The 25,827-nt window shown below is 40.0% G+C and carries 25 protein-coding genes; 11 read left to right on the top strand and 14 right to left on the bottom strand.

The features are described 5' to 3' along the window. Window positions 1-73 precede the first annotated feature (73 nt). From ftsZ to gshB, 7 genes are all read right to left on the bottom strand, one after another. A complete protein-coding gene (gene ftsZ / locus MJX77_RS06260) occupies window positions 74-1,249 on the bottom strand; it encodes a cell division protein FtsZ (RefSeq protein WP_252060878.1) in 1,176 nt (391 codons plus the stop codon). A 164-nt stretch (window positions 1,250-1,413) separates the two neighbouring features. Beyond that, window positions 1,414-2,676: a cell division protein FtsA gene (gene ftsA, locus MJX77_RS06255; protein WP_004790064.1), complete on the bottom strand. Its 1,263-nt coding sequence runs from the start codon at window positions 2,674-2,676 to the stop codon at window positions 1,414-1,416. A 60-nt stretch (window positions 2,677-2,736) separates the two neighbouring features. Beyond that, window positions 2,737-3,591 carry a cell division protein FtsQ/DivIB gene (locus MJX77_RS06250; protein WP_005300619.1) on the bottom strand — a complete coding sequence of 285 codons (855 nt, stop codon included), beginning with the start codon at window positions 3,589-3,591 and terminating at the stop codon, window positions 2,737-2,739. A gap of 2 nt (window positions 3,592-3,593) precedes the next feature. Beyond that, a complete protein-coding gene (locus tag MJX77_RS06245; protein ID WP_005300616.1) occupies window positions 3,594-4,520 on the bottom strand; it encodes a D-alanine--D-alanine ligase in 927 nt (308 codons plus the stop codon). 36 nt (window positions 4,521-4,556) lie between these two features. Beyond that, a complete protein-coding gene (gene murC, locus MJX77_RS06240) occupies window positions 4,557-6,005 on the bottom strand; it encodes a UDP-N-acetylmuramate--L-alanine ligase (protein WP_003654096.1) in 1,449 nt (482 codons plus the stop codon). An 11-nt stretch (window positions 6,006-6,016) separates the two neighbouring features. Continuing rightward, entirely contained in the window at window positions 6,017-7,114 is a 1,098-nt protein-coding gene (gene murG, locus MJX77_RS06235) for an undecaprenyldiphospho-muramoylpentapeptide beta-N-acetylglucosaminyltransferase (protein ID WP_252060876.1), read from the bottom strand. Window positions 7,115-7,351: 237 nt separating this feature from the next. Further along, the gene (gshB, locus tag MJX77_RS06230; protein WP_107880447.1) at window positions 7,352-8,296 is read right to left on the bottom strand and encodes a glutathione synthase; all 945 of its coding nucleotides are present in this window, start codon (window positions 8,294-8,296) and stop codon (window positions 7,352-7,354) included. 160 nt (window positions 8,297-8,456) lie between these two features. Between gshB and MJX77_RS06225 the strand changes: the two genes are divergently transcribed. Both MJX77_RS06225 and MJX77_RS06220 read left to right on the top strand, forming a co-directional pair. Next, window positions 8,457-8,669, top strand: coding sequence for a DUF1737 domain-containing protein (locus MJX77_RS06225; protein WP_252060861.1), 213 nt, complete (start codon window positions 8,457-8,459; stop codon window positions 8,667-8,669). Window positions 8,670-8,898: 229 nt separating this feature from the next. Next, window positions 8,899-11,088, top strand: a complete 2,190-nt coding sequence (locus MJX77_RS06220) for a TonB-dependent receptor (protein WP_252060858.1) — start codon at window positions 8,899-8,901, stop codon at window positions 11,086-11,088. Window positions 11,089-11,137: 49 nt separating this feature from the next. Here the strand turns inward: MJX77_RS06220 and pyrE are convergent, their stop codons facing one another. Beyond that, complete coding sequence (gene pyrE, locus MJX77_RS06215; protein ID WP_005300604.1) at window positions 11,138-11,788, bottom strand: orotate phosphoribosyltransferase; 651 nt, start codon at window positions 11,786-11,788, stop codon at window positions 11,138-11,140. A gap of 38 nt (window positions 11,789-11,826) precedes the next feature. Between pyrE and MJX77_RS06210 the strand changes: the two genes are divergently transcribed. Both MJX77_RS06210 and MJX77_RS06205 read left to right on the top strand, forming a co-directional pair. Further along, on the top strand, window positions 11,827-12,651 hold the full coding sequence (locus tag MJX77_RS06210) for an exodeoxyribonuclease III (RefSeq protein ID WP_005300601.1): 825 nt from the start codon (window positions 11,827-11,829) through the stop codon (window positions 12,649-12,651). 454 nt (window positions 12,652-13,105) lie between these two features. Next, the gene (locus MJX77_RS06205; RefSeq protein ID WP_151827220.1) at window positions 13,106-13,456 is read left to right on the top strand and encodes an arsenate reductase; all 351 of its coding nucleotides are present in this window, start codon (window positions 13,106-13,108) and stop codon (window positions 13,454-13,456) included. Window positions 13,457-13,494: 38 nt separating this feature from the next. Here the strand turns inward: MJX77_RS06205 and MJX77_RS06200 are convergent, their stop codons facing one another. Further along, window positions 13,495-13,932, bottom strand: a complete 438-nt coding sequence (locus MJX77_RS06200; protein WP_002121971.1) for a DUF2147 domain-containing protein — start codon at window positions 13,930-13,932, stop codon at window positions 13,495-13,497. A 152-nt stretch (window positions 13,933-14,084) separates the two neighbouring features. Between MJX77_RS06200 and MJX77_RS06195 the strand changes: the two genes are divergently transcribed. Both MJX77_RS06195 and MJX77_RS06190 read left to right on the top strand, forming a co-directional pair. Further along, window positions 14,085-14,996 (top strand): alpha/beta hydrolase, encoded by a 912-nt coding sequence (locus tag MJX77_RS06195; protein WP_013196589.1) that lies wholly within the window; start codon window positions 14,085-14,087, stop codon window positions 14,994-14,996. A gap of 174 nt (window positions 14,997-15,170) precedes the next feature. Next, the gene (locus tag MJX77_RS06190) at window positions 15,171-16,364 is read left to right on the top strand and encodes a GGDEF domain-containing protein (RefSeq protein WP_252060855.1); all 1,194 of its coding nucleotides are present in this window, start codon (window positions 15,171-15,173) and stop codon (window positions 16,362-16,364) included. Here the strand turns inward: MJX77_RS06190 and dsbD are convergent. The 4 genes from dsbD to MJX77_RS06170 all read right to left on the bottom strand — a co-directional run bounded on the left by dsbD (window position 16,359) and on the right by MJX77_RS06170 (window position 20,042). Further along, window positions 16,359-18,194: a protein-disulfide reductase DsbD gene (gene dsbD, locus MJX77_RS06185; RefSeq protein ID WP_252060852.1), complete on the bottom strand. Its 1,836-nt coding sequence runs from the start codon at window positions 18,192-18,194 to the stop codon at window positions 16,359-16,361. The two genes, MJX77_RS06190 and dsbD, sit on opposite strands and share 6 nt — an antisense overlap. Before the next feature lie 18 nt (window positions 18,195-18,212). Continuing rightward, entirely contained in the window at window positions 18,213-18,980 is a 768-nt protein-coding gene (locus MJX77_RS06180; protein ID WP_023274357.1) for a transporter, read from the bottom strand. Window positions 18,981-18,992: 12 nt separating this feature from the next. Continuing rightward, on the bottom strand, window positions 18,993-19,538 hold the full coding sequence (locus MJX77_RS06175) for an ankyrin repeat domain-containing protein (RefSeq protein ID WP_004790092.1): 546 nt from the start codon (window positions 19,536-19,538) through the stop codon (window positions 18,993-18,995). Between the two features lie 153 nt (window positions 19,539-19,691). Next, entirely contained in the window at window positions 19,692-20,042 is a 351-nt protein-coding gene (locus MJX77_RS06170) for an HPF/RaiA family ribosome-associated protein (RefSeq protein WP_001019316.1), read from the bottom strand. Between the two features lie 252 nt (window positions 20,043-20,294). Between MJX77_RS06170 and puuE the strand changes: the two genes are divergently transcribed. From puuE to MJX77_RS06145, 5 genes are all read left to right on the top strand, one after another. Beyond that, window positions 20,295-21,260, top strand: a complete 966-nt coding sequence (puuE, locus tag MJX77_RS06165; protein WP_252060849.1) for an allantoinase PuuE — start codon at window positions 20,295-20,297, stop codon at window positions 21,258-21,260. A gap of 99 nt (window positions 21,261-21,359) precedes the next feature. Further along, complete coding sequence (gene uraD / locus MJX77_RS06160) at window positions 21,360-21,863, top strand: 2-oxo-4-hydroxy-4-carboxy-5-ureidoimidazoline decarboxylase (RefSeq protein WP_252060846.1); 504 nt, start codon at window positions 21,360-21,362, stop codon at window positions 21,861-21,863. Next, the gene (gene uraH / locus MJX77_RS06155) at window positions 21,860-22,183 is read left to right on the top strand and encodes a hydroxyisourate hydrolase (protein ID WP_198307380.1); all 324 of its coding nucleotides are present in this window, start codon (window positions 21,860-21,862) and stop codon (window positions 22,181-22,183) included. The genes uraD and uraH overlap by 4 nt, the downstream gene beginning before the upstream one ends. Before the next feature lie 24 nt (window positions 22,184-22,207). Next, entirely contained in the window at window positions 22,208-23,575 is a 1,368-nt protein-coding gene (locus MJX77_RS06150; RefSeq protein WP_252060843.1) for a nucleobase:cation symporter-2 family protein, read from the top strand. Window positions 23,576-23,696: 121 nt separating this feature from the next. After that, a complete protein-coding gene (locus MJX77_RS06145; RefSeq protein WP_009391378.1) occupies window positions 23,697-24,422 on the top strand; it encodes an outer membrane protein OmpK in 726 nt (241 codons plus the stop codon). Between the two features lie 52 nt (window positions 24,423-24,474). Here the strand turns inward: MJX77_RS06145 and hpxO are convergent, their stop codons facing one another. Then, entirely contained in the window at window positions 24,475-25,632 is a 1,158-nt protein-coding gene (gene hpxO, locus MJX77_RS06140; RefSeq protein WP_252060840.1) for an FAD-dependent urate hydroxylase HpxO, read from the bottom strand. Window positions 25,633-25,827 lie beyond the last annotated feature (195 nt).

The following is a 25,827-nucleotide window of genomic DNA, read 5'->3' as shown; positions in this document are numbered from 1 at the left end:
CATATTTAGTCATTGATCAAAAACAAAAAAAGGCAGTGTTTAAACACTGCCTTTTTTTAAATTTAATAATTTTTTACTTACGTTGCTGATTTTTCAAGTAATCTTGAATACTCATCGGAGAAGAACGCGGAGAAGAACTTGCGTTGCTACTCACTTCATTGTCTACGTTTTGACGCTTATTAATAGCAGGAACGTCATCTTCATCAACAGATTGAGCTGATTGAGTTGATGCATGACTTACTGTATTACGTTTTCTCGGCTCTGCATCTGCTGCATTACGAGTTAAACCAGTCGCAATCACTGTTACACGCAATTCATCACGCGCATCTGGATCAAATACTGTACCGTAGAAAATTTCACCTTCATCAAGGTCAACAATCTGGTTCACGACATCAGTAATGATTTCTGTTTCACGTAGAGTAATATCATCACCGCCAGTAATGTTAATCAACACACCTTTAGCATTGATAATATTTACGTTATCAAGCAATGGACTACGAATAGCCTGTTCAGCTGCTTGACGTGCACGATCTTCACCACGACCTAAACCAGCACCCATCATTGCGTAACCACGAGTACTCATTGCAGTTTTCAAATCGGCGAAGTCAAGGTTAATGTGACCACGGTTTACAACAAGGTCAAAGATACTACGTACAGCGTTTAACAATACATCATCAGCTTTTTTATAAGCATCTTTCATTGAAATATCACCATATACGCTGAGTAAGCGTTGGTTAGGGATAATAATCAATGAATCAACATGTGCTTCAAGCGCTTCAATACCGCGTTCAGCAGATTTTAAACGGCGACGGCCTTCAAAGTTAAATGGGGTTGTTACAACACCAACGGTCAAAATACCCATTTCTTTGGCAACTTCAGCCACGACAGGAGCCGCGCCCGTACCCGTACCACCACCCATACCAGCGGTAACGAACACCATATCCGTACCTTCAAGATGGTGACGAATAATTTCACGGCTTTCTTCTGCTGCAACTTGACCAACTTCAGGGTTAGCACCAGCACCTAAACCACGCGTACTTTGCTCGCCTAACTGAATTTTGAAAGGTGCATTCATACAGTCTAGTGCTTGTTTGTCTGTATTGGCACAAACGAATTTAACACCTTGAATATCAGACTGCACCATATGTTGAACGGCATTACCGCCACCACCACCTACACCAAATACAGTGAAACGGGCTTGACCGTTGCCATCGTTTAGTTCATCTTCTATAAATTCAAATGAGGCCATGACCTTTAGGGTTCCTAATACATTATGGCAGTCACTTCAGCCCGTATACTGCCTTGATTTTCAAAAATAACTAATTTTAAGAATGCTGTGCAATACAAACCTTGTCAAGTACAGTGGTTTTCTCTTACAACTTCCTAACAATTCTACCAATAAATCCATACATCCTAAAAAATGGCTTTTAGCTTGCTATTAAATGCATTCCAGCCATTTACCATTCGCTCCCATACCGAACGGTCATTTGCCTCTTCAGGCTCTTCAACAGCTTCTTGCAACTCACTTTGGCTAAACATGAGCAAACCAGCTGCTGTTGCATACATCGAACGACGTAATGCTGCTTGATGTTGATCATCAGCATAAACCTGTAACGGCGGATTACCCAAATGGGCAGATACCCCCAACATACGGCGAGCCAAACTCACCATACCTTCGATTTGACAAGCATCCCCTGTCAACACTACACCATGATATAAACCATGAATTGCACCGCTGTTTTCAAGCTCATCGCGAATCTGGCTAAAGATCTCTTCATAGCGGGCAATAATAATTTCTGACAACTCAATTCGACTAATAGTTTGAGGGCCGTCAATTCCTTCTACCTGAATCATGTGATCTGGCTTTACAGCACTTAAATCAACACAACCATACAGAATTTTAATACGTTCAGCTTCTTCTGTCGTAGTTTGCAATACAGCAGCAATATCACGCGTAACGTGTTCACCACCGCGTTGCAATGTACGTGCCAGAGCCAAACGTCCATCTAGATAAACGGCAAGATTGGTAATGCCTGCGCCAATATCGACCAGACAAACACCATACTCTTTTTCATCTTTAAGTAAGCTTGCCTCAGCGGTTGCCAGACAAGATACCACCATTTTTTCAACCCCGATATTTGCACCTTTCATAGCGCGATCAAGGTTTTGCATAGTCGCAATTGGCATCATCATTAACTGATAATGTCCGGTCATACTATGGGCAGTCATGTTAATTGGATTCTGCACCCATTCAGCAGAATCACCTAATTCAAAGCCTAACGGCACTGCACTTGCTAAATAGTAATCAGAAGTCACATGACTTGCTTTTGCCAATTCTAACGCGCGCACGACTTCATTTGTTGTAATAACATGTGCTGGATTAGCAACTGGTGTGCGGCCAGAGGCATAAAAACTTTGCAACTCGGTACTCGGAATCGATACCCATGCGCTATGAATGCGACATTCGGCCATATTTTCCGCTTCAGCGACAGCATTTTTAATCGCAGCGATAACTTTATCGAGGCTTACGATTTTTCCTTTATTCATGCCACGATTGCGAGCAGTTGCCATACCGATAACTTGAATGTTATCCGGCGCATGAATTTTTCCAATCAAAACTGAAACTTTATGCGTCCCAATGTCAATCGCAACAACTGAGGGAACAGCTTCATTCATCACTCATACCATTTCTTTGTTGTTTAATACCAGGCAAATTGCCTATTTTAAAGCCACGTATTATGGCTTTGCTTTTGTTCCACCTGCAATGCTTGTGTCATCAATCGTTACAACAAACTGACCATTCACAATTTTAGGTGGTGTTGCGTTCTTCCATTGAATAGATAATCCATTACGATATCGCAAATCAATGGCTGAGATTTTCGACCACACCGGTTTTAAGTCAGATTGTGCCAGATGGCTTAAACGTTGCAACTTATTCATTGTTTGATCTTGGTCAACAATAATTCGTAAACCTGAGTCAAACTGCATAAACCAAGTCATTCGCTCCGTCAGATATAACTCTTTTAGACGCAAATTGGCAGGGTGGAATAATTGATTGATTTCATTATAGCGTCGCATCATCATTTTCGACTGGCTCACCGGACCATGGAGTAACGGAAGCTCAGGATGAATTGTCGGCTCTGCCTCACTGAATACATCGCCTCCATCGCTTAACAAGCGACCTGTTCCCCAACGGGCGATGGCATGTCTAGGCATGACACGAACACGAATACCATTGGGCCAAGCACGAGAAACGACAACTCGGTCTACCCACGAAATTTCCAATGTCTTATCACGAATCTGTTCTAAATCAGATGTGAAATAATTCGCTTTTATAATTGGAGCAACATGCTGCATCACTTGTTGGGTTTCAACTGAAGACGTCGACCCCACAACTTCTAGCTTTGCAACTGTTGCATCTGTAATAACTTTATATAGCCCATAAATTCCGACTGCCAGCACTACAAAAGCAATAACCAACAGCACCCATCCACCAGCATTTGCAAGCTTCTGCTTACGTGTAGGTGGTTTATCATGAATAGAGGTGATGGCCGCACGTTTACGGCGCATGGAAGCCGGAAGTTGTGCCATATTTAAGCCGTACCTTCCAATGTTTGCTCAAGAATGGCAACACACAATTCATCAAAACTATAGCCAACAGCTTTCGCAGCTTTTGGAACTAAAGAGTGGCTGGTCATACCTGGCACAGTATTTACTTCTAAAAGCCAGAAATTACCCTGCTCATCCTGCATCGCATCAATACGGCCCCAGCTTTCTGCACCAACTGCCTGAAAAGCACGTAAGCACAATGCTTGTAGGTTCTTCTCTTCTGTCTCACTTAGACCGCAAGGAATACCATACTCTACATCATTACGTTGATATTTCGCTTCGTAGTCGTAGAAAGCAACATCTGCTGGTGGCTGTAAACGAATAACAGGTAAAGGCTGACCATTTAGGAATGAGATTGTGAATTCACGACCTGTGATCCACTTTTCTGCCATCACAACAGCATCGTGCTGAGTCGCCTTCTCAATTGCAGCTGCAAAATCTTCTGCTTTCTCAACCTTACTCATGCCGACACTTGAGCCTTCATGTACAGGTTTGATAATGACAGGTAAGCCTAACTCAGCAATCACCGCATCTAAATCTGTTTCTTTAGTAATAATGCGATATGGCGCTGTAGGTAAATCGCTACCTTGCCAGATTTGCTTGGTTTTGACTTTATCCATGCCAATCGCAGAACCTTGCACACCAGTTCCTGTATAAGGCAAATTTAACCATTCAAGCACGCCTTGAATCTGGCCATCTTCACCGCCACGACCATGCAACACAATAAATGCACGATCATAATTTACAAGTTCAGTCACACTGCGGTCTTGCGGATCAAATGCTTCAGCCTGAACACCTGAACGCAATAAAGCGTCCAGAACTGCCTGACCACTATCTAAAGACACAGCACGCTCAGCCGATTTCCCACCAAATAGCACGGCAACTTTGCCGAATTTTGTAGCATTTGACACGTTTAAATCCTTAACCCGATAATTCAATATTTTTGTTTATTTCACATACAAATGGTGTTGTGCAAGTTCTACAGAAATTGCTCCCACGTTACCCGCACCTTGCGTTAATAACAAGTCATTTGGTTGTAACACATTTTGCATGATGTTTTGCAAATTACCTTCAACCGGATCAACCAAAATCGGTTCAACCTGTCCACGTAAACGAATACTACGCGCTAGAGTACGGCTGTCTGCACCTACAATAGGCTTTTCGCCAGCAGGATAAACTTCCAATAATAATAATTGATCGACCTGAGAAAGCACTTCAATAAAGTCATCAAAACAATCGCGGGTACGAGAGTAACGGTGTGGCTGGAATAACATCACCAAACGACGATCTGGATGGCTCTGACGAGCAGCTTTAATAGTTGCTTCTACTTCTTTCGGATGATGTCCATAGTCATCAACTAACTTAACGTTACCATCGGCAAGTTCGAATTCGCCTTGTACTTGGAAGCGACGACCAACACCACTGAAGCCTGCTAAAGCACGGCTAATTGCGTCATCAGAAACACCTTCATCAGTTGCAACACCAATAGCAGCCAAAGCATTCAAAATATTATGCATGCCCGGTTGATTAATCGTTAAACGTAGCGGCTCACGACCTTTACGTAACACGGTGAAGTGTGAACGCATACCATCTTGTTCAACATCAATTGCGCGAATGTCGTTGTCTTCGTTAAAACCATAAGTAATGACTGGACGGCCTACACGCGGCATAATTTCACGAATGTTGGCGTCATCACCACAAACGACGGCCAGGCCATAAAATGGTAAGTTATGAAGGAACTGTACGAACGTATCTTTTAATTTATCAAAGCTACCTTCATAGGTATCCATATGGTCAGCATCAATGTTCGTTACAATCGCTGCCATTGGTTGTAAATAAAGGAAAGATGCATCGGATTCATCAGCTTCAGCTACGATAAAACGGCTTTCACCTAATGCAGCATTTACGCCTGTACTATTAAGTAAACCACCAATAACATAAGTTGGATCAAGGTTTTCTTCAGCCAACATGGTCGTTAAAAGACTTGTGGTTGTCGTTTTACCATGTGTACCAGCTACAGCAATACCATGACGGTAACGCATAAGCTCACCTAGCATCTCTGCGCGGCGTACGATTGGAGTACGTTGCTCAATCGCTGCTTTAATTTCCGGATTTTCTGGATCAATCGCTGTAGAAACTACAAGCACATTGGCATTTTTAATATTTTCCGCTTGATGGCCGATATAAACCTTGATGCCATTTTGCTCTAATTGTTCTGTAGTTTTAGATGCTTTAATGTCTGAACCAGAAATTTTATAACCTTGGTTACCCAATACCTCTGCAATGCCACACATCCCAGCACCGCCGATTCCCACAAAATGAATGTGTTTGATACGGCGCATTTCAGGCACTTTAATCAGTTTTTTTGCTTGGTTCGCAGCTGTTGATGGAGACATAGTAAATCCGATTACATTTTTTGGATAAGATCAACCACATGCTGAGTCGCATTTGGTTGGGCATGTTGACGCGCTTTCACTGCCATTTCTGTAAGTAACTGGCGGTTCATCAGCGAAGTGAACAATTCATTTAAAACATCTGGTGTCATAGTCGATTGCTGACAAATTTTTGCAGCACCGAAATCGGCCAGAAATTTGGCATTTGCAGTTTGATGGTCATCAACTGCTATAGGAAGTGGCACAAAAACTGCGGCCACACCTGCTGTTGCAACTTCTGTTACCGTGAGTGCTCCAGCTCGGCAAATAATTAAATCTGCCTCACTATAAGCCTTTGCCATATCTTCAATAAACGGCAAAACGTGTACAGTTAAATTGGCTGGTGCATCTGCATAGAGTGCTTGAGTTGCCTCAACTTGTTGCTGACCGCACTGGTGAAAAATATTAAGTGGAACTTGTAATTGTTTTAATGCTGGAGGTAAGCGTTCGTTGAGTGCTTTGGCACCTAAAGAACCACCAACAATTAGAATATTTAGAGGCTGCCCTGCTTGCGCACGCTCATCATAGCGCCACTTTGGGCTTAAAATATCTGTGATTTCATGACGAACAGGATTTCCTGTTGTAACGACTTTTACACCCGCAGGAAATGTATTTGGAAATGCTTCACACACGACTTTAGCAACACGAGATAACTGCGCATTGGTAAAACCAGCAACCGCATTTTGCTCGTGAATAAGTACAGGAATACCTAACAAACGTGCTGCTAAACCACCTGGGCCTGCAACATAACCGCCAAAGCCTGCAACTGCATCAACTTTAAGCTGTTTCATATAACGCATTGCGCTTAAAGTAGCTTTTAAAATTTTAAAAGGTGCAGCAATTTTACGGACTAATCCATTGCCACGAACACCTTGAATATCAATTTGATATATTGGAATATTTTGATCTTTTAATAATCGGTTTTCCATACCTGTTGGCGTGGCTAACCATGAAACCTGACAACCTTGTTGTTGAAGTTTTTTGGCTACGGCGAGGGCTGGAAAAACATGTCCACCTGTACCGGCAGCCATCATCATGACATGTTTAGGTTTGCTTTGCTGTGAATCGGTCACGGTCTAATTCTTCAACTCAAAAAACAATGGAAATTGTCATCTATTTTTGTAGCCGTTTATTTTAATCCTAAAGCTTCATTAACGAAAAGCTAATTTCACTCGTTTATAACAGAAAGATGTGCTTTTTTGAAAATATGCCTACAAAGCTGTGGTGTATTTAGTATTGTTATTTTATTAATTCATATATTTTCAGGTGATTTCCAATAAATACCGCTGAAAATCACCTGAAATAAATAATTAAGCTGTGCGACCAGCTTCTAATACATCAAATAAATCATCGGCAATTGATGTACCAAATTGAGCATCAATTTCACGAATACACGTTGGGCTAGTGACATTAATTTCAGTGACATAATTACCAATTACATCTAAACCTACAAAAACTAAACCTTTTTCGCGTAAGAAAGGACCAATTTTAGCTGCAATCAGCTTATCGTTTTCAGTAAGCGGACGCGCTTGGCCTAAACCACCTGCCGCTAAGTTGCCGCGTACTTCACCATTTTGTGGAATACGAGCTAGACAGTAAGGAATAGGTTCACCATTCACCATTAAAATACGCTTATCCCCTTCTACAATTTCAGGAATATAGCGCTGAGCCATAATTGGACGGTTGCCTAGCTCTGTAAGCATTTCTAAGGTAGAACCAATATTTACACCGTCTTGGTATAAACGGAAAATCCCCATGCCACCCATACCATCAAGCGGCTTAACAATGACATCGCCATGTTCTTTAATAAATTCACGAATTAAACTTTGCTGTGATGTAACAAGTGTAGGTACTTGTAGCTCTGGAAATTGCGTTGCAAAAAGTTTTTCGTTGCAATCACGCAATGATTGAGGCTTATTAATAATCCATGAACCTTCACGTTCAGCTTGTTCAAGCACGTAAGTCGTGTAGACAAAATTCATGTCAAATGGCGGATCTTTACGCATGAGTACTACATCGTAAGCCGCGATAGATTCTTTTTTCTTTTCGCCAAGCTCATAGTAATGATTGTAATCTTCAAAAACTTTTAACGGTGAAATTAGACCGTAAGCTTTACCTTGATCGATATATAAATCTTGCTGTAATGCATAACCTAATTCATGTCCACGACGGCTCGCCGCCCACAACATTGCCATGGTTGAATCCTTTTTAAGGTTTACGGTTTCAATCGGATCCATGACGACAAGTACACGCATGCTCAAGCTCTTCTTAAAATTTAAATTAACATGAGTATAGCTGAGATTTTTCACTGGTTTTTCTTAATTTCAGTAAAACATTATCTGTTATTTCTTGATCTGGAATTTAAGTAAATTCAGTTAAACTATGACCATAAAATATTATTTTTAAAGGCTAAACATGAAACTTTATCGCTATTTAACTGGTCCTGATGACTCTGCTTTTTGTGCACGCGTGACTAAAGCACTGAATCATGGCTGGGAATTATATGAAGCGCCAACCATAACCTTTAATGGCACGCATGTCATTGTTGGACAAGCAATTTGCAAAACAATTGACGAGAATTATGACCCAGAAATGGATATTTTAGATGTTCTGAAAAATAACGCTTAATCTCAAGGAGGAGTTTTTATTGGTAAAAGCCCCTCTCCAAAAACAAATTAACAAGAAAAACTAATGAGTTAATTCACATAGTTTGCTTAATTTACTCATTACATTCCTAAAAAATAGTTATTAAAAAATAAATATGTCATTTTTTAAGGCAATAGTTCTTTTATTCTAAACAATTAAATGATTATAATTATCATTTATACTTTTATTTTTGTTAACTGATTTTATTTTTATGTTAAGAATTTCTATATCATCTCCCCAAATTAAGCGTCTTTTCCCGCTGAGCTTACTCAGTTTAATGATCTTGAATATTCAAGGTGCCTACGCAGAAGACTTGAGTGACTCATCATCGAAAGTGGCAGCTACTATGCCCACTATAAAAATTGAAGCTATGAGTGAACTCGACCCAATTAAAAGTTATATCGACTATGACAAAGCCAATGTCACACGTAACGGTTTAGACAAAAAAGATATTCCTCAAACCGTTGATACGATTGATGTTCAGAAATATAAAATTTATGGATCAAATGATTTAAGCGTTATGCTACAAGGCACCCCAGGCGTATCAACCAGTTACGATATGCGTGGTGATGGCATCACGATTCGTGGCTTTGGTGCCGATACAGGTGATATTTACCGTGATGGCATACGTGAAAGCGGACAAGTACGTCGTAGTACAGCAAATATCGAACGTATTGAAATTTTAAAAGGTCCCGCTTCTGTTTTATATGGTCGTAGTGCTGGTGGCGGGGTTGTGAATATGGTGAGTAAGTTCGCCAATTTTGACTCTAAAAGTTCAGTTGGTGCTTATGCAGGTTCTTATGATAACTACGGAACAACTGCCGACATTAACCAAGTCATTAGTGACAATTTAGCAATACGTTTGACTGGAGAATATGGTGAGTCAGGGAGCTTCCGCTCGGGCATTGAAAATAAAATTGAAATGTTTTCACCAAGTTTCACTTATAAAAATGATGATGGAACTCTCACTTGGACTACACAATATACCTATGACAAATTAGGTCGTGTGCCTGATCGTGGTCCAGCATATGAAAACTTGCCTGCGGGAACCTCAATTAAAATGGGATTTGCCCAAGACGGCGATTATGTTGATGATATTTTGCAAGTGATTCGCACCGATGTGAATTATCAATATGCGCCTGATTGGAACTTTCACTGGGCAGCAAGTTACCGACAAGCAGAACAAAACTTTGATCACTTTTACTTTGGAACTTATTGTGGGTTAGATGGAAACGACCTAAAAGGTAAAGAATGCAACACTAAAAAAGGCTACATCAATCAAATTTACTACTGGCAACAAACCAGCAATAAGACCACCACCAATACATTTGATATTAAGGGCAAGTTCAAAACAGGCTCACTTGAACATCAAATCATGATGGGTACAGACTGGACATATGAACAACGAGAGCCACGCTTAGCAAATGAAGCTAAAAATGGTTCTATTTACGGCTACGTTAATCCAATCACTGGTGAACGCGAGTACAGTCGTGGTAATGGCCCATTAAAGATGAGACAGCATAACTATAATGAAGGCACAACTTATGGTGTATTTATTCAAGATTTAATTGGTCTAAATAACCAACTTAAACTGATGATGGGTGTCCGCTACGATTACTTCGATTTTTCAACCACCAACAAGTTAACTAATGAACACCGTAATGTAAAAGATAGCAGCTTTAGCCCAAATGTTGGTTTGGTATGGCAACCGCTTCCGGAACATAGCTTTTATACATCTTACTCTAAGAGCTTTGCACCATTTGGCGGACAAATGGGTGTTAACCAAGTTACTGGAAGCACCGATGTCACAAAAATGGATAAAGAACCTCAATATAACGAACAGTACGAAGTCGGGGTAAAAAGCGAATGGTTAGATAGTCGTTTAAATACTCAATTTTCTGTCTTTGATATTCGTAAAAATAATATCCGCTATAAACCAAATCCTAATGACCAACCAGATGTATGGGCAACTGCTGGTCAGCATCAATCTCGTGGTCTTGAATTTAGCTTTATTGGCCGCGTACTTGATAATGTTTTCGTCCGCGGTGGTTATGGCTACACAGATGCAAAAGTAAAAGAAGACAAACAAAAGCCTGAACAAGAAGGCAACTATTTAGCCAACACATCTAAAAACACGGGTAATTTATTTATTCGCTATTTACCAACCGAGCAGTGGTATACCGAGGTGGGCGTGACTTATGTCGGGTCTTATTATCCAAATATTAATAATCAAGTAAAAATGGAAGGCTTTAACCGTGTTGATGCGGCGATTGGCTATAGTGCAGACCCATGGAATGTCACACTTGCGGTGAATAACTTAACCAATAAAGAGTATTGGCGTTCAGACAGCATGCCAGGCACACCACGTAATGTGTTATTGCGTTTGAATTATCAGTTTTAAGTAAATATTAAAAAGGCATACCCCTATTTAGAGGTATGCCTTTTTCTTTTTAGATACCGTATTTTTCGCGATACGCTTGCATATTTGCTAGCGCTTCTTTTTCGCCTTTCGCCTCTAAATAATCCATTAAATCTTTCATGGTAATCAGTGCGTGCACAGGAATTTCTAATTCTTTTTGAACTTCTTGAATTGCAGAAAGCTCACCTTGACCGCGTTCTTGACGATCTAATGCCACCAAAACACCCGCAATAGTTGCGCCTGCATTTTTCAAAATCGTTACAACTTCACGAATCGCTGTACCTGCGGTAATTACGTCGTCAATAATCCAGACTTTTTTACCCTCAACCGCAGCACCAACTAGAACACCGCCTTCACCATGATCTTTGGCTTCTTTACGGTTAAAGCCCCATGGCACACTTTTGTTATGTACTTGCGACAAAGCAACAGCAGTCGCTGCTACAAAAGGAATACCTTTGTAAGCTGGCCCAAAAATCACATCAACATTTTGGCATTGTGTTAATTTATCAGCATAGCCTTGCGCTAAAAGAGATAAAGCTTCACCATCGTTGAGTAGGCCTGCATTAAAAAAATAAGGACTCACGCGTCCAGATTTTAAAGTAAACTCACCAAATTTAAGCACACCGCGTGATAATGCGAGTTCGATAAATGCTTGCGGGTGAAATGACACAGGCGTTGTCATGAGGTGCTCCAAATTCACAATTGAGGTTAAATTTTCGCATGATACCAAAGGATCAGTATCCAAGTGATGTAAAAATTCTTCGAGTCGTTTCCATTAACGTAAATGGCTTACGTTCTTCAGTAACGAAAGGCTTACTTGAATGGTTAGAACAATCAGATGCCGATGTCGTATGCATGCAGGAAAGCCGCATTACCCATGAACAATGGACTGAAAAATTTAGACCCGAAGGATGGCATACCCATCTCTTTCCAGCAGAGCGTGCAGGTTATGCGGGGACTGCGATATATAGCCGCCTACCCTTCGTCTCTGTTAAAGATGGTTTAGGGTTTGAGCTAGCAGACAGTCAAGGCCGCTTTATTTCTGCGGAATTCGATTTAGGTTTGTCACATCCGGTACATATTGCATCATTATACTTACCTTCAGGCTCAAGTGGTGAAGAAGCGCAAGCACGTAAAGATTTATTTTTAGGTGAATACGCAAAAATCTTGAAACAATGGCGTGATGAAAACAAGTCAGTCATCATTTGTGGTGACTACAACATCGTTCATAAACGCATTGATATCAAAAACTGGTCAGGTAACCAGAAATCATCTGGCTGTTTACCACATGAGCGTGCATGGCTTGACCATATCTACGATGAGCTTGGCTATGTCGATACCTTCCGTGTAGTTCGCGCAGAAGCAGAACTTTATTCATGGTGGTCAAATCGCGGTCAAGCTCGTGCAAAAAATGTAGGATGGCGTATTGACTATCAAGCGTGTTCCCCAGACTGGAAAACACGTGTAGCAAACGCCTGGGTCTTTAAAGATCAATGGTTTAGTGACCACGCACCCGTTATCATCGACTATAAAATTCAAGAGTAAGTGAACACTTGTTCACTTGCATTGTCGTTTTCGCTTACAGCATATGTCGTTTTTGAGTATTTTTCTTACACAGCTTTAACGGCATTATAGCTGCACGGCACAGGGAAGCAGTCAGGATGACGCAAAAGGATAGGACGCCGTAGGAAGATAAAATAAACTTATGATAAGTTTATTTGCAAGGATGTGACATTGGACGTTGAAATGAGACCCGCATGATCAGGATGATTAAATGCGGGTTTTCTCTTTTCTGTCTCTTCTTTTTTGCGCTAAGTTCTTTTAGTTTTAATTTCTTCTTATTAAGCTCATTATCGCTTTGTCTTATGACAATAACATGACATTTCTCTTTCGATTAATCATTAATTTTCATTTGTTTTAAAAGTATCGGTATAAAGTAGTGCTCACATGCATTTTGAGTTAGGCTGTGTGCTCTCTCTTTTTGACATGGTCCGATAAAATGTTAAAAATTTATGGAATTAAAAACTGTAATTCAATGAAAAAAGCATTTGATGCTTTGCAAGCCAAATCGCTTAACTATGATTTTCACGATTATAAAAAACAAGGCATTGATGCAGATACTCTAAAGATCTGGTTAAAAGAAATTGGGCAAGATACAGTTCTCAACAAAAAAGGAACGACTTGGCGCAAGCTTTCAGAAGAAGAACAAAATCGTGCTTTAAGCAGTGAAGATAACCTTATTGAAGCACTCATTGCTCAACCTAGTTTAATTAAAAGACCTGTTTTACAAACCTCACAAGGTTTCATTGTAGGTTTTGATGAATCTACCTATCAAAACATCCAAGCATAAAAAAACGAGCCATATGGCTCGTTTTTTTATTAAAACTTTTAGTTAGCGCGAATCCATGTTTGGTTACGACCAAGTGCAGAAACGCCAATATAACCACGTAATTTAAGCTTTTTGCCGCCATCGGTTAACTCACCTTTCAGTTTGTAAGTTTTACCAGATTTTGGGTCTAAAATCGTACCGTTTTCATAACTGTTACCACCTACATTTTTTAAATTATGTACAATGGTGACACCTTTAAGTGGTTTGTTTTTATACGGACCTTCACATTTTGTACAAGCGTTTTCTTCGCCCGGTGTCAAAATGTTTTGAATGGTTGCAGTTAAGGTTCCGTCCTTCTGTTCCGTAAATTTCACTACGGCTTTTGGCTTGTTGGTCTGATCATCAATCGTTTTCCATACCGTTCCATTGAGTGAATCAGCCGCATTGGCAAATGCAGCCATACCAATGAGTCCTAAAGCTAAAGCAATCTTTTTCATTTTTGTAATATCCTTGGGTCTTTCAAGATTTTTAGTATTCAGAAGTCGCAAAGATATTGCAATTTTTGAATGTGACTGTTTCGTGTAACCTTGTAATCTTGCAAAATAAAATTTACAAGAAAACAAGAAACTAGCATAAAAATGGATGCTCTATGAATATATCAAATGTTTGGAAATATTATTTTACAGAAACTTTTCTTAAAACAACAATTCGCAAGCCAAGTCAGCTAAATTTGCCGGCTACCGCCTTACGCCCCGTTCTAGATCAGATGTGTCGTGCTTTCCCAAGACAAAAAAATGTTTCTGTACGCCCAATTCGACTAGCAGGCATTAAAGGTGAAGAAATCAAACCACAAGATTCTGCCACTCAACTGATTTTTCACATTCACGGCGGCGCTTTTTTTCTTGGCAGTGTCAAAACACACCATGCTTTCATGACGGATTTAGCTGCTCGTACTCAAATGCAGATTATTCATGTGGACTATCCACTTGCACCTGAGCATCCTTATCCTGAGGCAACTGAGGCTCTATATGACATCTATCAATCTTTAGTGGTACAAGGTGTTCAGCCTAAAGATATTATTTTGTCAGGTGATTCATGTGGAGCAAATTTAGCGCTAGCACTTTGCTTACGTTTAAAAGAACAACCTGAGCTCATGCCAAGTGGCCTGATTTTGTTATCTCCATTTTTGGATTTAACACTCACGAGTGAGTCTCTCAGATTTAATAAAAAACATGATGCCTTACTATCTATTGAAGCGCTGCAAACAGGAACTCAGTACTATATAGGCAATCATATTGCAGCTGATGACCCACGTGTTTCGCCTATTTTCGATGACTTGCATGGTCTACCGCCCACTTTGGTTCAAGTCGGGTCTAAAGAAATCTTATTAGACGATGCCAAACGTTTTAGGGAAAAAGCTGAAGATGCTGGCGTTAAAGTTCAATTCAAACTTTATACAGGCATGTGGCATAACTTCCAGATGTTTAATGCATGGTTTGATGAGGCTAAACAAGCATTGGCAGATATTGCTGAATTTGCTCACGAACTTGATAAAACTTAATTTATCTATAAATGATGTGAACGGTAAATAAAACTTTTCACATCATTTACTTTATAAAAAGTGATCATGTATAAATTGAAAATCATGTTATGTTTAAAATGTAAATTATTTAAACAATCCAATTTTAGGATGGTCCAACAAAGAGGCATCTATATTTAGGAGCCCTTACTTATTATGAAAAGTCGTTTAATCACTCATCTAATACATAGAATAAAACAGGTGATAATCGATTTCATCCACAATAATCACATCATTAACTGGACGCCATTACAAAAGAGCGCCCTGATGCTCACACTTGCCTGTGCAATGAATTTCAGTTGGATTTTATGGAAAGGTTATATTCTAATTACCCCCAGTGTCTGGCAATGGACACATTTACCTTTAGTTGAATCGCAACTCTGGCTCAATTTATTAACCTTATTTTTATTGGCTCTTTTAATTATCCCCTGCTATCGCTATAAAAATGATGAATGGGCTCAAAGAATTATTCCTTTAGTGAGTGTGCAGTTTTTTACGCTTATGCTATGCCACGATGGATATTTAATTGGCAGTATTAGCCCCGCTACCATGGTGGGTTATGTCGGTACCATTGGTGTCGGTCTGGTGTTATTTGACCGAAAAATTGTTTATAGCGCTTTCGTACCGGCGACAATTATTTTAACTGTATGTACTTATTTAAGTATGAAAGGTGCTTTGCCTTATGCGCCTTTATTTAATCTTATTGCTATGCAACGTGCCCAAACTAATCCATTTTGGTTAGGAAGCATGGCATTTTTTATTATGCCCATCTTATTGGCCTGTTTTATTTTATTTGAAATATTACTCACCCAATGGCGTCAGCGAGAAACTTATATTCAACGCTTAAGCCAAATCGACCCATTAACGAATGTATTAAATAGGCGGAGTTTAAACACACATTTAGAATCAATGCACCAACAGCAATTTGAATATGCGGTGGTACTTCTTGATATCGATCATTTTAAAAAAATTAATGATATATACGGACATCACCAAGGTGATCAGGTTTTAATAGAAATTGCTCAATGTCTTTCTGAAAACTTGCGCAATGAAGATATTATTGGTCGATTTGGTGGAGAGGAATTTATTTTACTACTCCCCCATACCGATATTATTCAAGCAGAAACAATTGCTGAGCGTTGTCGTCATGCTTTGCAAGAATTGCCTGTTTGTAGCACTCAAAATAATCCAATTCACATTAGTGCAAGTTTTGGAATAAGCTGTTCAACTTTTGCACAGGACCCTTATCTTGTTATTCGACAGGCAGACCAAGCTCTCTACGCGGTAAAAGCTTCAGGACGTAATCAGGTACGTACATTTCATCAAACTGAAGCTGTTAATACACTATGATTTTTTTAGTTTTGCCAAACTCACGAGTTGCTGCAAAAGCTCTTGCTGACTAAAAGCACCCGTTAAACGCAAAGCGCGAATTTCTTTTTGCTCTGGGCTTAAAAATAGATAAGTCGGCGGCCCTAAAATATTCCACTGCTTGAGTAGCGCTTCATGTGACTGATCATAATGGCTCAAATCAAGCTTAATGAGATAGTAAGGTGCAAGAGCTGACTGAACTTCTGGTGCTTTTAAAATACGGTGCTCAATTGGTTGGCAAGCAACACACCAATCTGCATAGACATCAACCACAATAGCCCGATCAGTAGGCGCTGCTGCTAAAATCTTTTGGAAGTCTGCCGCGCTAGTCGCAACATGCCACTCGGCCATGTGGTCAGAACTTTGCAAAGTTCGATTTTGAATATGTTGATATTGGTTATAGGCTACAAAAGGGGTAACGATTAATAATAAGATCGCGTAGAGCCATTGTAGCTGCCCTTTTTTCCAGAAAAACTGATAAACAGCATAGGCTATAAAAGCGAGGCCTAGTACTAAACTAAGTACTTGCATACCCCAATCTGGCAATAAAGGACGAATAAAGTAGAGGCTTAACCCCAACATCAGAAAAGCAAAAATCACTTTAATCTGATGCATCCAGTCGCCCGCTTTAGGCAAGAATTTTGCCCCTAAAATACTTGCCAGCAGTAGCGGAATTCCCATTCCAAAACCTAGGCAAAATAAAAGCAAAGCACCTTGCCATTGGTTTTGTGTTTGAGAAATAAATAATAAAGTTCCAGCGAGAGGTGCGGTCATACAAGGACCCACTAAGAGTGCAGAAACCACACCCATGACTCCCGCACCGACTAAAGTGCCGCCTTGTTGCATCGACTGAATACGGTCAAGTCGATTTAACCATGTTTGCGGTAAACGAATTTCAAATAAGCCAAATAAGTTCAGAGCAAAGATAATAAACAACAAACTAAAAGCAATTAAAGTCGCAGGCTGTTGTAACCAGCGTTGAAAATTTAAGCCTGCTGAAGAAGCAATTAAACCCAAGCCTGCATAAACCAATGCCATGCTACAAACAAAAGTAAGTGCAATGGCCCAAGCCTTTAGACCTTTATGTTCTCGAATAATTAATGAAGTTAAAATAGGCAACATCGGTAAAGAACATGGCGTAAATGCGAGCAACGTACCTAAACCGAGAAATAATAAAATTCCATACCAAAGCGAGTGTTCAATTAACTTAGCTGACCAGATCTGATCTTGTGCAATTTGTGGCTCTGAATCTGTAGATGATTCTATTACTGGCTCTTTACTCTGCTCTTTTTCTAAAAGTTTTGAATCTGAGGAAGCTTCTGGTTGATTATTTGCCAAATCCAGCAATCGTTTTGGCGCTGTTCCTGCTTGGTTTTGCACACCAACCAAACCATCTGCATCAGTTTGAAACTCAATAGTTTGTGGCGGATAACAAATACGATCTTTAGCACAGCCCTGCCAAGTCACACTATAGTGCTCTGAAGGCTTTGTTTTAATTTGGAAATTAACTTGATGGTAGTAAACCTGACTTTGCCCATAATTTTCATCATATTGAGCAATCGCTTTAGGTAACTTTAAAGCTAAAGGTTGAGTACCTTGTTGTACGGTAAATTTATGCTGATATAGATAATAATTTGGCTGAATCTGCCAAGACAAACTCGCTGTATGCGGCTCAGAAGATTCAACCGAAAATGAAAAAGCTTGTTCGGGTGAAAGCAGCTTATCTTGTGCGGAAACCAACTGGCTAAACACACAAACGGCGACTGCTAGAAAATAAAGAATTCCCTGATGAATAAGCTTTTTCATTAACATAAATTTAAATTGCTTCGATTAGAACAAGAACGCCACGCCTAAGCCACCGTTGTAGCTCTTATCTTGACCTTCTAAATCGACCCCGATACTTGCGTCAAGCTGAGTACGATTATTTACAGCGTAAACTAAACCTGTACCTAAACCGTATTCATAGTCTTGGCTTTCAGCTTTACGGTAAATGAATTCAGAATATCCAGAAAGTTTACCAGCTATCTTATAGTTGATTGCTGGAATTGCAGTCACAGCCCAATTACTGTTTTGCACTTCGTAACGCATAGTAATTGAGGTATCAATCAAGTCATCATATTTATAAGCCACTGCTGAGCTTAGGCTATAAATATCATCATGCGCAGTAAATTCATCATTACCAGTTGCAATGACAGCCTGAGCTAACACAGCCATTGATAAGTTTTCATCATCAAGATCAATTGCTTTTTTCAAACCGATGCTTACATCACCAAAGCCTGAATTGTCAGTTTTTTTACCAGCACGTTTGGTTTGAGTCCATGCTGGACCTTGCCAACCTAATTGTAATTCTAAGCCATCAGCCAAACCTGTACGGAATAGCATATCTTCACTTACAGTTACGGTTTTTTCTTTAACGCCATCGACAGTCGACTCTGTATAAGTCGCGCTAGGTAAACCTTGTTCCCAAGCTAACTTACCCACTGGTGTAATACCTGTTCCGAAGCCTGCTCCAGGACGGTCAAAAGAAAACTCTGCTGCGAAAGTACTTCCGGCAGCAACAGTTGTAAGGGCAAAAGTTAAAATTTGTACTATTTTCATTTTAATGTCCAATCAAGTAGTTAATTCTTTTGTCATTTTAGCCCCATGACGGCGCAATAATTCTAATGTTTCACGCTCTTCTTCAAGTGATTCTGACCAATCTATTTCATCAAAATCACAATCAAAGAACAACTGACTGATTGAAGATAAAACGGTGAGTCCTTCTTCATCACGTGAGTTTGGATCAACTTTTTCATCGAGTAAACGTTGAACAGCTGGAGCACATGCCGAGCTTGCAGCATCCCATAACGGACCATAAAACTCTTCTGCATCCCAAAGGTGTACATTGGCTTTAGCTTGAATTAGGGCTTCAAGAATATCGAGATAAACTTGTAACGCTTGTTGCTTCTCTTCTTTTGATAATGGTGTACCTGCTTCATAAGCTTCCGATACATTTTCCCACCATTTAAAAATTCCGTCACAGATAATTGATACAGGTGGCCCTTGCTCCGGATCAATAAAGTTCGGATCAAGTCCGTCAGCAAGTAATTTCTGCACTTGCGCGAGTTCTAATTCTTCTATGGCTTTAATTAAAGCTTGCTGCTGGGTGGTTAACATGACCATCTCTCAAAAATATATTAGGGCTATTATGCCTAATCTCTTCTCCAGATTTTAGAGGTTGATTGCATCGCATTGCAAACCTAATGTTGTGAATAGTTTTATTTTCATCGAATATAAAAAAAGCCCCGAAGGGCTTTTTAGCATTTTCAATTAAACTTCATCATCAATGAATTCTGGTTGCCCACCTCTCGGGTGTTCTTTTTTCTCAAAAGTATGTTCGAGGCTACGTTTTAATTTTTCAATCGCGCCATGAATTGAAGCGTCAATATTTCCTGCTTTATGGTGCACTGCAACCGGTTTCAAACCTGAAGGACGCGCTTCAATCATACAGTGGATATCTTTGTCACCACCTTTGTCCCCATTTTCATCACTAAAATGAACCGAAAAATGCGTAATACGTTCGCTATGACGTTGGAATTCTTGAGTAAGTTCTGCACGTACATAAGTAATTAAACGTTCGCTGTTATGGATGTTTTTATCTGTGCGGATTTCAATATTCATAAATACCATCCTCTCTTTCTTACTGTGGATCTTTTCTATGCAAAACTTTTTTATGTTGGCATGTTTTAAGCATGCATGAACTGACTTCAATTGTACATTTTGATGGTGTAATGGTTTGTTATCTCCTGACTTAAACGTACTGGTTTTAATTTATTTTGAAGATCTTCATATCTTCAATATCAGTCCATCTATAAAAATATGCAAGCTGATTTTTTAAATATTTATGAAAAATTGAACAAAAGGAGAGCAATCGTGTCCAAATCTTATCTATCTGGAGCCGAGCTCATTGAGCAAATTCAAAAGTCTCCTTATTCACGTGATTTGATCGGTTATCACGGACAGCCTCCACAGGTGAAATGGCCTAACAATGCCAAGATTGCAGTGCAATTTGTTCTTAATTATGAAGAAGGTGGCGAAAAACATATTGAGCACGGCGATGAAGGCTCAGAACAGTTTTTATCGGAGATTATTGGTGCTGCAAGTTACCCAGCCAAACATATGTCGATGGACTCGATGTACGAATATGGTTCACGTGCTGGTTTTTGGCGCATTCATAATGAATTCCAAAAGCGCAAACTTCCAATGACCATTTTTGGAGTTGCAATGGCACTTGTCCGCAATCCTTATATTGTGGAGGCGATTAAGCAAGCTGATTATGATGTGGTTTCTCATGGTTACCGTTGGCTTCACTATCAAGATACTGATATTGAGTTAGAAAAACAGCATATAGAACAAGCTTTATCTGTTTTAGAAAACTTGTTTGGAAATAAAGTGATCGGTTGGTACACTGGACGTGATAGCCCTAATACACGTCAATTACTTGCAGAATTCCCGCAAATTCAATACGACTCTGATTATTATGGCGATGATCTGCCTTTTTGGACGACTCTCAACAATGCTGCGGGTGCATCACGCCCTCATCTGATTATTCCGTATACTTTAGAATGTAACGATATGAAATTCTGCTCACCCGGTGGATTTAATAGTTCAGAACAATTTTTTCAATATTTAAAAGATAGTTTTGATGTGCTGTATGCAGAGGGAGAAAATGCACCAAAAATGATGTCGATTGGAATGCATTGCCGTATTTTAGGGCGCCCAGGCCGTTTTAAAGCACTACAAAAGTTTCTCGACTATATTCAAATGCACGATCGAGTCTGGATATGTAGTCGTCAAGACATTGCTGAACATTGGTATAAAAATCACATAACTAAATAATTGATTTTTTAATTTTCCAAATTCACAACCGAATCATGCCCCCTCTTGGCACTGTTATTGCTAAAACTCTGTATCACGACAACGAGTTTAGGAATAACAGTGTTTTTAGCCGAGTTTAATCAAGCCCCACCCGAACAACTCAAGACTTTGTTAAAAAACTGTGTCCACATTCCAGCATGGGCCGAGAAAATCACCTCAGAACGTCCCTACTCATCAAAAGTATCTCTTTTAGAGCATGCAGAAAATTTAAGTCAAATGTGGTCATGGCAAGACATTGAAACTGCTTTAGCAACCCACCCAAAAATTGGTGAACGACAAGCAAAAAAACAACTCAATGCAAAAGAGCAACATTTTTCAAATCAGGAACAAGCTGGCATTTCTTTAGATGAACAAACGCAACAAGCGCTGCTACAAGGCAACCTCGATTATGAACAAAAGTTTGGCTTTATTTTTTTAATTAAAGCAGCGGGTCTCAGTAGCGATGAGATTTTAAAAAAGCTACACGAACGTTTACAACATGACTTAGCTATCGAAAAAATAATTGTACATGAGCAACTCTCAGCGATTGCTCTATTACGTCTATCTCAGGAAATACAAGCATGATCAGCACTCATATTTTAGATACGAATTTAGGCAAACCAGCTGCACACGTAGAAGTGAAGTTGTTTCATGCAGAAACCCATGAGCTGATTGCAACCGCAACCACTAATCCAGACGGTCGAGTGGGTGATTTTGGAATAACCGACTTTGCCAAAGGTGCTTATCAACTTGAATTTGAAATTGCACCTTATTTTTCATCTCAGCAAATTAAAACTTTTTTCCCACGTGTTTGTATTCAATTTTTTGTAGAAGACGTCAATCAGCATTATCACATTCCATTACTGATCAGCCCGTTTGCTTACTCCACTTATCGCGGTAGTTAATTCAAATATAAATAGGAGAAAAATATGAATCATCAGCAAAAAAATGCGATTTCTCCAGAGCATGAATATTTAGGAATTTCCAAAAGTTTTGCTTACGGCTTACAGCATGTGCTGACCATGTATGGTGGTATTGTAGCCCCGCCACTCATTATTGGAACAGCAGCTGGCTTAAGCTCAGCACAAGTCGGAATGCTCATTGCAGCTGCCCTGTTTGTCGGGGGATTGGCAACACTGATTCAGACCATTGGAACGAAATATCTAGGTGCAAAATTACCTTTAGTTCAGGGTGTATCTTTTGCGGGCGTGGCTACCATGGTAGCCATTATCACCACTGGTGGCGGCTTACCTGCTGTGTATGGTGCGGTGATTGTCGCATCTCTGATTGGACTATGTCTTGCGCCTTACTTTTCAAAAATTATTCGGTTTTTCCCACCCGTTGTGACTGGATGCGTCATCACGATTATTGGGCTATCGCTGTTACCCGTTGCGATTCGCTGGATGATGGGTGGCAACAATAAAGCACCTGACTGGGGTAGCGTAGAAAATATCTCTTTAGCCTTACTGACCTTAGGTATTGTGATTGTTCTAAATATGCTGCCGCAAGCAAGCATTCGCCGCCTATCGATTTTGTTGGCTATTGTTGCTGGTACCACCCTCGCCTACTTTATGGGTTTTGGTGATTTTACTCAGGTCAGTTCAGGCGCATGGGTCCAATTCCCACACTTATTTGCATTTGGCTTGCCGACTTTCGAGCTTAGTGCAATCTTATCGATGTTGATTGTGACCTTGGTCATTATGACTGAAACCACAGCAGACATTATTGCTGTCGGAGACATTGTAGGAACTGAAGTCGATTCGAAACGAATCGCCAATGGCGTACGTGCCGATATGTTTTCGAGTGCTTTTGCGCCTATCTTTGGTTCTTTCATGCAAAGTGCTTTTGCCCAAAATGTTGGGTTAGTTGCCATTACAGGTATCAAAAGCCGATTTGTAGTCGCAGCAGGTGGTGTCATTCTCATTATTTTGGGCCTACTCCCCATTATGGGTCGTTTGATTGCCGCGATTCCAATGCCCGTACTTGGTGGTGCAGGTTTGGTCTTGTTTGGGTCGGTTGCAGCGAGTGGAATTCGCACTTTGGCAAAAATAGATTATAACGATCAGAAAAATTTGATTATTGTCGCGACCGCTTTATCAGCAGGGATGATCCCAATTATTAACCATGAGTTTTATGCTCATTTTCCAGTTTGGGTACAAACTTTGTTCCATTCGGGCATTAGTTCAACATGTATCTTTGCTATCTTGTTGAATTTATTATTTAATCATTTACCCTCATTTCGCAGCTCGCGTACCCCACATTTAAGCCAAACAATAAACACAAGAAATACTCATTAAAGATTTAGTTTTTAGCGCCCCACTTCGGTGGGCTTTTTTTTAACCGTTGATCAAATTTGGCTTCATTTTTGCTTAAGACCCTGTATCCTTAGCGTGCTTTATTTGGGGGGAGATCATTTAAATGCAATTAAAGCAACTTGCGGCGACTTGTGCCTTGTTATCTGCAACTGCCATGGTTCAGGCAAAACCAATCTGGCAAGATTTTAGTGTGACTGGACTTTATGGTGAAAACTATGAAGTTGTAGATGACAAAGAAACTACGATTACTTTGGAATATGCTGCGAAAGTTAAATACGCTGATGTGTTTTTCTTCATGGACCGCATGCGCGGTGAAGATGACTACAAAAGTACTTACTTTGAATTATCACCACGTTTAAGCTTAGGCGAAGTGTCTGGTAAAAAATTGGCGTATGGTCCAATTAAAGATGTGTTAATTAGTACTACGTGGGAAAGTAACACTCAAAGTGGCAATAACTTCGACAACTTCCTTTATGGTTTTGCAGTTGACTTAGATATCCCATATTTCCAATATGCGAATTTAAACTTCTACCGCGCGAATAATGAGAAAACTGACGACGATTATCAAATGACATTCGTTTACGGCGTTCCATTAAAATTAGGATCTGAAGATTTCTTGGTAGATGGTTTCCTTGACTGGTCAACTGCTGAAGGCGACCATGCCAGCGAGTTGAACTGGACAACACAATGGAAATGGAATGTAGGTAAACACATTTCTCCTGACACACGTTTATACCTCGGTATTGAGCATTCTGTGTGGAATAACAAATTCGGTATTAAAGGTGCAGACGAAAATAACGTCAGCGCATTGGTTAAATACCACTTCTAAAATTATGATTTAGAAGATAAAACAGCAAGGAATTATCCTTGCTGTTTTTGTTTTAATCGAGTGGATTACCCACAATATTGCTAATAATCCCCTGCATAATATGTCCACCTTGTTCACGGCGTAATTCTGCATACCATGCTTGTGTAACGCTTTCATCTTTCATATGGGTCACGTCACAGCGTTTACGCGCACGAAGTACCAACTCATTTGCACGTTCATTACGCTTGTTTTGATAGCGACGTAAAGCATCTTCGATACCTAAAGTGTTAATTTGCAGAGAACGCGCTAAATAAATCGCATCTTCCATCGCTTGGCAACCGCCTTGACCAATATCAGGTGTGGTGCTGTGTGCAGCATCTCCCAAAATCACCACACGACCTTTATAAAATTGAGTAAATGGTTCAATGTCATGGATTTCTACCCGATTGGTTTTTTGCGGGTCTAGGCGCTCAATGAGTTGCTGTACTGGCAAACACCAATCCGCAAAATATTGTTTTAAAAGTTTTTTATAGTCATCTCGATTATTGTCTAAACCTGCTGGCAAAGGCACATCTAAAAAGAAATAGAACTTACCATCTGCAACTGGCATTAAAGAAGCTCGCTTGCCTTCCCCCACATAAGTCGTCCATTGCTGAGCTGGCGCTAAATCTTCAGATATTTCAACCAAACCATTCCAGTTCACATAACCCGCATAACGGCGCTGTACCTGTTGGCCTAACACATAGGTCCGTGTAAGTGAGTGGGTACCGTCAGCCCCAATTAATAGATCAGCCTGTGTTGAACTACCATCTGCAAAATGCACCTCAACATAATCAGCTTTGTCTTCAAGGCTGACCATTTTTTTGCCTAAATAAATCTGATCTCTGCCAAATTCATCCATTAGCATATTTTGTAAATCGGCACGTGCAACCGGATATGGCCGTTGACCTACTTCTTCGATTAATGGCAGTAAACTGAATTGTGTCATCACATCTCCAGTTAAGCCATCGACATAGGCCAAGTCATCCATTTGTCCACCAAGTTTGGCGATTTTCTCGGTTAATCCTAGATAGTTCAGGCATTTCACACCATTCGACCATAGCGAAATTGCCGCGCCAACAGGAAGAATCTTTTCAGTTTGTTCAAAAATACGAACTTGGTGACCAAATTTCTTTAATGCAATGCCTGTGGTTAGACCTCCCATTCCCGCACCAATAATCACCACATTCATAACACGCTCCTATAGATATTCACCTATAGGGTGCTTATGCTAAAAACATGCCATCGTTCAAAATTTATTTAGCTTTTCCACAAATCTGGCATGCACCATGCTTATATATTTAAATGTAGAACTCGTCTCGGCACGCTCTGTGACAGCGCAGTTTTAAATGAAAAATCATGTTTTTAACAAGAAATACGGATACTC

Source organism: Acinetobacter sp. AHP123, from assembly GCF_023757925.1.
Lineage (GTDB): Bacteria > Pseudomonadota > Gammaproteobacteria > Pseudomonadales > Moraxellaceae > Acinetobacter > Acinetobacter oleivorans.
Note: the sequence above shows the minus strand (reverse complement) of the source record. Positions and strands in the feature narration are given on the sequence as shown.